Source organism: Saliniramus sp., from assembly GCF_035311605.1.
Lineage (GTDB): Bacteria > Pseudomonadota > Alphaproteobacteria > Rhizobiales > Beijerinckiaceae > Saliniramus.
Genome location: NZ_DATGCW010000112.1, coordinates 1 through 8,608, shown reverse-complemented (window position 1 = coordinate 8,608; position 8,608 = coordinate 1). Strand labels below are relative to the sequence as shown.

Here is an 8,608-nt window from a genome sequence, read left to right as displayed (position 1 = left end):
CCTGCCGGCAATGCGGGAAGCCTGCCCTCGGCATCCGCCGTCGGCGCTTCGCTGATCCGCTGCGGTGCGGCCCGTGAGACGACGGCGGCGATCAGCGCGATTCCCACAAGCGCGATGATTGCGGCATCAGCCGGTGCCCGCTCCAGAAGGTAACCGGCCCCGACGTTGCTGGCGAGAAAGGCGAGCGAGCCCCAAAGGCGGATCCGGCCGTAATCAAGCCGCGCATCCGCCCGAACGGCATCCGTGGTGAGAAGTTCGGAGGTTGGGGCGAGCGGTGCCTGTGCGAGTGCGACCAGGATGACGACGAATCCGATCGCGAGTGCGCCCTCCAGCCCGAGCAGGATCATGTAGAGCAGGGCGAGAGCGAGTTGCGCCAGCATCAGGAGCCGGCGCGCCTCGATACCTTTTTCCGTGAGCGCCAGCAGCGGCGTCGTCGCGATGATACGCACGACAAGCGGCAGCGCCACGATGATGCCGATCGCCGCCGGTGAGATATCCCGTGATTCGAGCCAGACCGGAAAGAACGGCATGTAGATGCCGATTCCGGCGAAGATCGCCGCGCTCAGGGCTGATAGCCGCAAGGCGGGGGAGGGCGGCAGTTTCGAGCGCGGCATGCTGGACAATCAGTTGCGGGAATGGCTGGGCGGGTTCGGCGCAGGGCCGTCGGCAGGATGTGAACCCGTATAGCACGGAGTGACGGTAGCGCGGCAATCTACGGGGGTAGAGGAGGGCGGGAGGTGTTGATGATCGTCGCGGGCTTTCGCCTTCATGCGCCGGGCCCGGAGCAAGCGCGACCGTGCACGGCGTGGTCTTCGCGCGCAGCGTGACGATTGCGGCCTGATGCGCGCGTTGTCAGGCAGGCCTTTGCGGTCGAGGATGCACGTGTGGTTGGCGAACCCGGAGGCCTGCCCGGGCTCTGCGCCGTCGGATACGGACCAGGCGAATCGGGCGCCGCGCCGGTCGCTCGGGTAAGGTGTGACACTGAAATCCGAAGCCTGGGTGCGATGGCGGGCTGCCGAAGCGGCGCAACCGCACCCCCGGGTAACTGCCTATATACGCATTGAAACAAAAGGACTTTGCGCTTCCGTGAGGGCAAGTCCTTATTGACCGTCGGGCCTTCTGCACAAATCTTCATGTCTGTTGACGCGGTTCCCCCCTTGAACCTGAGACGAGAAGAGTGTGCGCATACATATCGTAGAAGACGATTACGGTGTTCGGGACGCGTTGATCGAACTCGTCAGCGGGCAGGGCCACAAGGTCCTCGCCTATGCCGATGGCGAAGCGTTCATGAACGGCTGCTCACCGAAGGGAGGCGATCTCGTCTTCGTCGATCTTGGCTTGCCGGGGATCGGCGGTGCTGACGTGATCGACTGGCTCGGTCGCCTGCCGGAGCCGCCGCGCGTGGTGGCGATCACGGGACGTCCGCGAATCGATATCGACTTGATGCTGCGTCGCCTTCCCGCAGACCTGCAGCTTATGCGCAAGCCGCTGGCACCGGAAGCGATCTCGGCACTTCTCTGATTGCGGATTTTGCGCTGAATCAACGCGCATCCCGACTTCTGCTGGCGCGCCAGTGCGCGGCCCAAATGGCTGGTTAGAAACAGCTATTTGCGCTACATCGAGCCTCCGTGCTTTCCCCATCGTGGCACTGCTTAAGGGCAAACACCGATGCGTCCGTGATAGGGCCAATCTAGACAGGGCGCATCACCGCTCCGTTCCCCCGGGCGATTTCGAGGACGACGCCATGGATGCGATTATTTCCCGTCAGGACGCCGAAACCGGCGGCTTCAGCAATACCAAATTCGATGCAGGCTGGCAGATCTCCTTCGAGGCTGATCTCAAGGCGCCGCGCGCTGCGGAAGCCCGTGTGGCCTCCTACCCGCCGCGCTCGCTGATTGTCGATGAGGGCGACGAGACGACCAATGTTTATGAGGTCGTCGAAGGCGGCGTCCTGCTTTTCAAGCTGCTGCCCGACGGGCGCCGCCAGATCATCGAGGTGCTCGGTGTCGGCGACGTGTTCGGCCTCGCGCCCAACGGTGTTTCCGATGTCGGCGCGGAGACGTTGACCAAGGCGCGCGTCGCGATCTACGAAAAGCGGCGCGTGGACGAGGATACCGCGTTGCGCGACCGGATCTTCTCCCGTCTGCGCGCCCAGCTCTGCGCTCTGCACGATCACGCCTTGCTGCTGGGGCGCAAATCCGCGCAGGAGCGGGTGGCAACCTTCATCATGCGGCTCGTGCCCGGACGTGGCGGTCATGCCTGTAGCGGCCCGCTCGGCGGCTGCGACGAGACGCATGTCGATCTCGCCATGACGCGCCAGGAAATCGCGGATTATCTGGGTCTGACCATCGAGACCGTCAGCCGCGCCTTCTCCGCCCTGCGCAGGGCCGGCACGATCGCTTATGATCGGCAGGACCGCGTCGCGATTCCCAGCGTCTGTCAGCTTTGCCGGCTCACCGGTTCGCATTGAACCCCGGCACTTCGACGACGAGGATGGAGCGGGCGTGCTCGGTGTTTTTTTCGCCCCTTTGATTTTTCGCTGCTTTCGAGACCGCTTCGCAAGAGGCGGTCTTTTCTTTTGTGCTGTAAAGCGGGATAAGTAGAGCGCCCGACGCGACTCCCCCGAGATCACGCCGGGCGCTCACGGCGGTCTGTCGCCAGGTAGCGTTCCGCCGTGAGCACCTTTTTAGCGCATGGCGCGAGAGCCTCATTGATCGATCGCAAGGCGCAGCAGAATTGTGACCACCCATTTTTTTCGCCGCGCCGCACTTTCGATCGGTCAACTCGTGGCAGCAATCGCCTTCGGTGGCCTGTTCCACAGTCTCGGCATCCCTGCGGGATGGCTTTCCGGCGCCATTGTCGGCACGATCGTCTGGGGCGTGATCCTGCCCTCCGGCATGGCTGAAGAGGCACGTTTGCCGCAGCCGCTGATCGAGGGGGCGATGATCCTTGCCGGCGTGGTCATGGGAGCGGGAATCACGCCGGCGGCGCTCGCCACGATCGGCGCCTATCCGCTGAGCCTGCTCGCCCTCCTTCTTGCAGTCGTTTGCGTGACCCTCACCTGCAGCCTGTTTCTGATCCGCGTTTACGGCTGGCGTCGCGATGATGCGATGCTGGCCTCACTTCCCGGGGCGCTGACGGCGGTTCTGGCGGTAGCCGTCGAACGCAAGGCGAATCTCGCGCCGATCGCCATCGTGCAATCCTTCCGTCTGCTGGTGCTCGTTGCGCTCCTGCCGTTTCCGGTTTCGCTGACCAGCGATGGCGATCCGCGGGCCCTGGTCGGGGCTGGCGAGCAGATCGCGGGGCCGGGCGCCTTTGCGCTCATGGTTACCGCCGGGCTCGTCGTCGGGCTGATCTTCCGGCGACTGGGCGTCGCGGCGCCGCTTCTCCTGGGCGCAACGCTGGCTTCGGCGCTGCTGCATGTTACCGAGATCGCACCCGGTGTGGTGCCGCCGGAAATCGCGACTGCGGCATTCGTCGTGATCGGGGTGTTCATCGGCGAGCGCTTCACGACGCTGGAGCGTCGCTCTTTCCTGCCGTTGTTCGGCGCAGCTTTCGGCGTCTTCGCCATCGGCCTCGTCATTTCCGCCGGATTCGCCCTCGCGACGGTCTTACTCGTCGGCGTAGGGGCGGGTGAGGCGCTCGTCGCCTTCGCCCCCGGCGGGCTCGAGGCGATGATCGTCCTCGCGCTCGTGCTGGGGGTCGACCCGCTCTATGTCGGGGTGCATCACACGGTTCGCTTCATCGGGATCGGCATGGCGCTGCCGGTGCTGTTCCGCCGCGATTCTCCGCCTTGAAATCGTGCCGCGTGGGGCGGCATAGTTCAGCGATCATGGACGAGCGAGGAAAGAGCGCATGTATGTGGCGATGAACCGGTTCAAGGTGGTCAGGGATCGCGCCGAGGCTTTCGAGGAGGTCTGGCGCGGGCGCCGCACCCGGCTCGACGAGATGCCGGGCTTCATCGCCTTCCATCTGCTGCGCGGCCCCGAGCGTGAGGATCATGTGCTCTATGCCTCGCACAGCCTGTGGGCCGACGAGGCGAGCTTTCTGTCCTGGACGCGCTCGGAGCAGTTCCGGGATTCGCACCGGAACGCCGGACAGAATCGTGATCTCTATCTCGGGCCACCGGAATTCGAGGGTTTCACGACGATTCTGGCCGAGGGTCAGCCGATTGGCCCAGAGAGGTGATCTTCGCCGCAGGGAGCGGATCTCAGTCGAGGGGCGTGCTGAACACTTCGAGGCCCGCAAGCTGGTTGCGCCCCTCGTCCTCGAGGCCCGGATCGACGGGGCGATACCGCGCGTTCTCACCGGGCCGTGCGCGCACGCGGCGGCGTTCGACTTCCCGCTCGAAGGAAATGTAGGCCTCGATCTCGCCATCGGCATTGCGCAGCGGGCGGATGTCGAGTTCGCACAGATAGGGTGAGCCGTCGGCGCGGTAATTCGTGACGCAGGTATGAAACGGGCGCCCGGCACGCAAGGCGGCGCTCATGGCCTTGCGGGTGAAGGGGCTGGTGGCTTTTCCCTGCAGAATTTTCGGCGAGCGCCCGATAACGCTCTCACGCGGATGGCCGGTAAGTGCTTCTACCGCAGGGTTGGCATAGAGGATTTTCGGTCCGGCAGCGGAGAAATCCGTATCAGTGACCAGAACGGTCGTATTCAGGTCTTCAGCAAAGCGGCTGACATGCTCCACAACAGTCATGATATTCCCCTCCAGGCGAGTTCAACCAGATGGCGATTTCGGAACTCAATTAGCGACGTTACGGCATCCCTAGTGAAGATGGCATAAGAATGGTTCCCCGAATATCTGATACACCTTTTCAAATGGTTCACCAATTTTGTGGCCGTGGCCGTAGCGCTCAATTTTTGGGCAATTTCAGCGTGTTGGTTGGGTGGGAAATTGCCTGATCCATGTTGTCTTTCCTGCATGGTCTGATTATGGTCTGCCAGCTCTCGCAACGGTTCGCGCGCTTCATTCCGCATGCGTTGGTCTGGGCAGAAAAAATGAATCGGGGCGGGACGCAAAAGAAAACGGAGGGTTTAGAATGGAACGTCGTCAATTTCTGAAAGGTGCGGCCTTTGGTGGTGTCGCTGCGGCCTCGACGCTGGCCACGCCTGCGATCGCGCAGGGCGTGAAGCGCCTGCGCATGCAGACGACATGGCCGCGCAACTTCCCGGGCCTGGGTACCGGCGCGAACGTGCTCGCGGAAATGATCAACAGATTGTCCAGCGGTGCGATCGAGATCGAAGTGCTCGGCGGTGGTGAAGTGGTACCGCCTTTCGAGACGATCGACGCTGTCGAGGCCGGTACGCTCGATATGGGTCACGGCGCCTTCTACTACTGGAAGGGCAAGGTCCCCGCGACCGAGTTCCTCGGCGTGATTCCGTTCGGCTTCAATGCGGCCGAGACAAATGCGTGGTTCCGTTTCGGCGGTGGCCAGGAACTCGCTGACGAAGCGTATGCGCAGATGGGCTGCAAGGTATTTCTTTCGGGCAATACCGGCAACCAGATGGGTGGCTGGTTCTCGCGTGAAATGCAGAGCATCGAGGATTATCGCGGTCTGCGCCTGCGCCTGCCAGGTCTCGGCGGCGAGGTCAGCGCGGCTGCCGGCGCTTCGGTGGTGAACCTGCCGGGTGGTGAAATCCCGCCTGCCATGGCGTCCGGTGCGCTGGATGCAGCCGAGTGGGTTGGTCCATACAATGACCTGGCTCTCGGCATGCATCGTTCGGGCTGGTACTACATGTATCCGGGCTGGCAGGAGCCGGGCACGGGCCTCGACAACTTCATCAATCTCGATGTCTGGAATTCGTTCACGGACGAAGAGAAGGCGATCGTCGAGGCGGCAAACGCTTATGCCAACGATTACGTGCTCTCCGAGTTCATGGCGAACAACAACGACGCGCTCAACACCATGGTGACCGAGCATAATGTCGAGCTGCGTCGCTTCAATGACGAAATCCTGGTCTCCTTGGCCGAGCTCTCCGCTGACGTGCTGGATCAGCGCGCCAATGCAGATCCGCTCAGCCGCCGTGTCTATGACAGCATTCTGCGCTTCCGTGCGCAGGCGACTGACTGGGCTTCGGTTGCCGAGGGTGCGATGGCACAGGCGCGGGCGCTCGATTATCGCTTCTCGCAGCCTTCCGAGTGATCGTGGCTGTGTGATCGTCAATGCGCAATTCGAGCGCCGGCCTGACGGGGTCAGGCCGGCGCTCCAGGTCGTTGATTGACACATGATTTTCCCGTCAACCGGTATCTACCTGACGGAATGATGCGATAGCGATCCTGAAGGAGGAGGCAGCAGCACCAGCTGCTGCCTCTTTTCGTTGGGCATACGCCCGAAAGAAAGGGCCGGCATCAATGCCGGCCCTGATTTATTTCTGGTCATTGCACAGGCGTTTAATCACGAAGCGACCTGCTGCGCACGGTTTCCCGCGAAGCGTCAGATCTCCGCGTAGCGGCGCGCCGTCGTGTCGATGTCGTAGCGATTCAAGCCAACATCGGCGAGCTCGCGTTCGCTCAGGCGGCTGAGCTCGTTCAGCGTCTGGCGGTAACGCAGCCAGGCCCGATAGCGTTCGAGCAAATAGGTGATGAACATGTGCGGTACTCCTCGATCAATTCCTTCGGGCGCAGATGCGCTGCCCTGTTTCATCGCAATATGGCGATGTCAGAGGAAAAGACCATGGTTGTTTCAGCGCCTCAGCCATGCATGAGGTGCATGATGCTCTCAAGCCGGCGCCATCAGCCCGCCGCAATTGATTCCCCGGTCACAATGCCGTCACACTGGTAAATCTGCCTCATTCTGCGGCAGCCCGCGTTTTAGGCGGTCTGCGGGCGAGTACATCGCGTAGGAATTGGCCGGTATAGCTCTCGTCGCAGGCTGCGACCTGCTCGGGTGTGCCCTGCGTCACGATCATGCCTCCGCCATCGCCACCTTCCGGACCCATGTCGATGATCCAGTCTGCGGTCTTGATGACCTCGAGATTATGCTCGATCACCACGACCGTGTTGCCCTGCTCGACCAGTTCATGCAGTACTTCCAGCAGCTTGGCGACATCGTGGAAGTGCAGGCCGGTGGTCGGCTCGTCAAGAATGTAGAGCGTGCGCCCGGTGGCGCGCTTGGACAATTCCTTCGAGAGTTTCACCCTTTGCGCCTCGCCGCCCGAGAGCGTGGTTGCCTGCTGGCCGACCTTGACGTAGTCGAGCCCCACCCGCGCCAGCGTCTCCATCTTGTCGCGTATCGAGGGTACCGCCTTGAACAGGTCGCGTGCTTCCTCCACCGTCATGTCGAGGACATCGGCGATGGATTTGTTGCGGTATTTGACCTCCAGCGTCTCGCGATCATAGCGCTTGCCCTTGCAGACATCGCAGGTGACATAGACGTCCGGCAGGAAGTGCATCTCGATCTTGATGACGCCGTCGCCCTGGCAGGCCTCGCAGCGCCCGCCCTTGACGTTGAACGAAAACCGCCCCGGCTGGTAGCCGCGCGTCTTCGCCTCGGGCAGGTTCGCGAACCATTCGCGGATCGGCGTGAAGGCGCCGGTATAGGTGGCCGGGTTGGAGCGCGGCGTGCGCCCGATCGGTGACTGGTCGATATCGATCACCTTGTCGAGATGCTCCAGCCCCTCAATGCGATCATGCAGCGCCGGGTTCTCGCTCGCCCCATTGAGCTTGCGCGCGATCGCCTTGTAGAGCGTGTCGATCACGAGGGTCGATTTGCCGCCACCGGAAACGCCGGTAATGCAGGTGAAGGTGCCCAGCGGAATATCCGCGGTGACATCCTTGAGATTGTTGCCACGCGCGCCGATGAGGCTCAGCATCCGGCTCTTCATCGGCTTGCGGCGTTTCGCCGGCATGCGCACGGCCATCTCGCCGGTGAGATACTTGCCTGTGAGCGAGGCCGGATCGGCCATTATCCGGGATGGCAGGCCCTGGGAGACGATCGCGCCGCCATGGATGCCGGCGCCGGGGCCGACATCAACCACGTAATCCGCCTGCAGAATCGCATCCTCGTCATGCTCGACGACGATGACGGTATTGCCCAGATCGCGCAGGCGCTTGAGCGTCCCGAGCAGGCGCTCGTTGTCGCGCTGATGCAAGCCGATGGAGGGCTCGTCGAGCACGTATAGCACGCCGGTCAGCCCCGAGCCGATCTGTGAGGCGAGGCGGATGCGCTGGCTCTCGCCGCCCGACAACGTGCCGGAGGCGCGCGCGAGCGTGAGATATTCGAGGCCGACATCGAGCAGGAAGCGCAGCCGCTCGATGATCTCCTTGAGGATACGCGCGGCGATCTCGTTCTGTTTGGCGTCGAGACGTTCGGGGAGGGCGGTGAACCAGGCATGCGCCTCGCGCACCGACAGGCGGGTGACGTCGCCGATATCGCTGGCGTCGATCTTGACCGCGAGCGCTTCGGGCTTGAGCCGCTTGCCGCCGCAGGCCGCGCAGGGGGTCGCCGCCATGTACCGGCTGATCTCGTCGCGCGACCAGTCGCTCTCGGTCTCGCGATAGCGCCGCTCCAGATTGGTGACGACGCCCTCGAAGGGTTTGCGCACCTCGTAGGAGCGCAGGCCGTCATCATAGGCAAAGCGGATCACGTCGCCGCCGGAGCCATAG

At 63.0% G+C, this 8,608-nt stretch carries 9 protein-coding genes; 5 read left to right on the top strand and 4 right to left on the bottom strand.

Annotated features, from left to right (window positions below; all coding sequences use genetic code 11):
- On the bottom strand, positions 1 to 614 hold a 614-nt coding region (locus tag VKP01_RS05435), incomplete at its 3' end, for an MFS transporter (RefSeq protein WP_324411021.1).
- A gap of 565 nt (positions 615 to 1,179) precedes the next feature.
- On the opposite strand from VKP01_RS05435, the gene VKP01_RS05430 reads away from it, so the two are divergent.
- The 4 genes from VKP01_RS05430 (at position 1,180) to VKP01_RS05415 (ending at position 4,188) form a co-directional block, all read left to right on the top strand.
- Entirely contained in the window at positions 1,180 to 1,521 is a 342-nt protein-coding gene (locus tag VKP01_RS05430) for a response regulator (protein ID WP_238947228.1), read from the top strand.
- Between the two features lie 223 nt (positions 1,522 to 1,744).
- Entirely contained in the window at positions 1,745 to 2,470 is a 726-nt protein-coding gene (locus VKP01_RS05425) for a helix-turn-helix domain-containing protein (protein WP_324411017.1), read from the top strand.
- 268 nt (positions 2,471 to 2,738) lie between these two features.
- Positions 2,739 to 3,797, top strand: coding sequence for an AbrB family transcriptional regulator (locus VKP01_RS05420; protein ID WP_324411015.1), 1,059 nt, complete (start codon positions 2,739 to 2,741; stop codon positions 3,795 to 3,797).
- A 58-nt stretch (positions 3,798 to 3,855) separates the two neighbouring features.
- Positions 3,856 to 4,188: an antibiotic biosynthesis monooxygenase gene (locus VKP01_RS05415; RefSeq protein ID WP_324411013.1), complete on the top strand. Its 333-nt coding sequence runs from the start codon at positions 3,856 to 3,858 to the stop codon at positions 4,186 to 4,188.
- A 22-nt stretch (positions 4,189 to 4,210) separates the two neighbouring features.
- On the opposite strand, the gene VKP01_RS05410 is transcribed toward VKP01_RS05415, so the two are convergent.
- On the bottom strand, positions 4,211 to 4,699 hold the full coding sequence (locus VKP01_RS05410; RefSeq protein ID WP_324411011.1) for a PAS domain-containing protein: 489 nt from the start codon (positions 4,697 to 4,699) through the stop codon (positions 4,211 to 4,213).
- A gap of 343 nt (positions 4,700 to 5,042) precedes the next feature.
- On the opposite strand from VKP01_RS05410, the gene VKP01_RS05405 reads away from it, so the two are divergent.
- A complete protein-coding gene (locus VKP01_RS05405) occupies positions 5,043 to 6,146 on the top strand; it encodes a TRAP transporter substrate-binding protein (RefSeq protein ID WP_324411009.1) in 1,104 nt (367 codons plus the stop codon).
- A gap of 291 nt (positions 6,147 to 6,437) precedes the next feature.
- Here the strand turns inward: VKP01_RS05405 and VKP01_RS05400 are convergent, their stop codons facing one another.
- Complete coding sequence (locus tag VKP01_RS05400) at positions 6,438 to 6,593, bottom strand: DUF1127 domain-containing protein (RefSeq protein ID WP_074445485.1); 156 nt, start codon at positions 6,591 to 6,593, stop codon at positions 6,438 to 6,440.
- A gap of 199 nt (positions 6,594 to 6,792) precedes the next feature.
- Positions 6,793 to 8,608 (bottom strand): excinuclease ABC subunit UvrA (uvrA, locus tag VKP01_RS05395; RefSeq protein ID WP_324411007.1); only part of this gene is annotated, 1,816 nt, incomplete at its 5' end.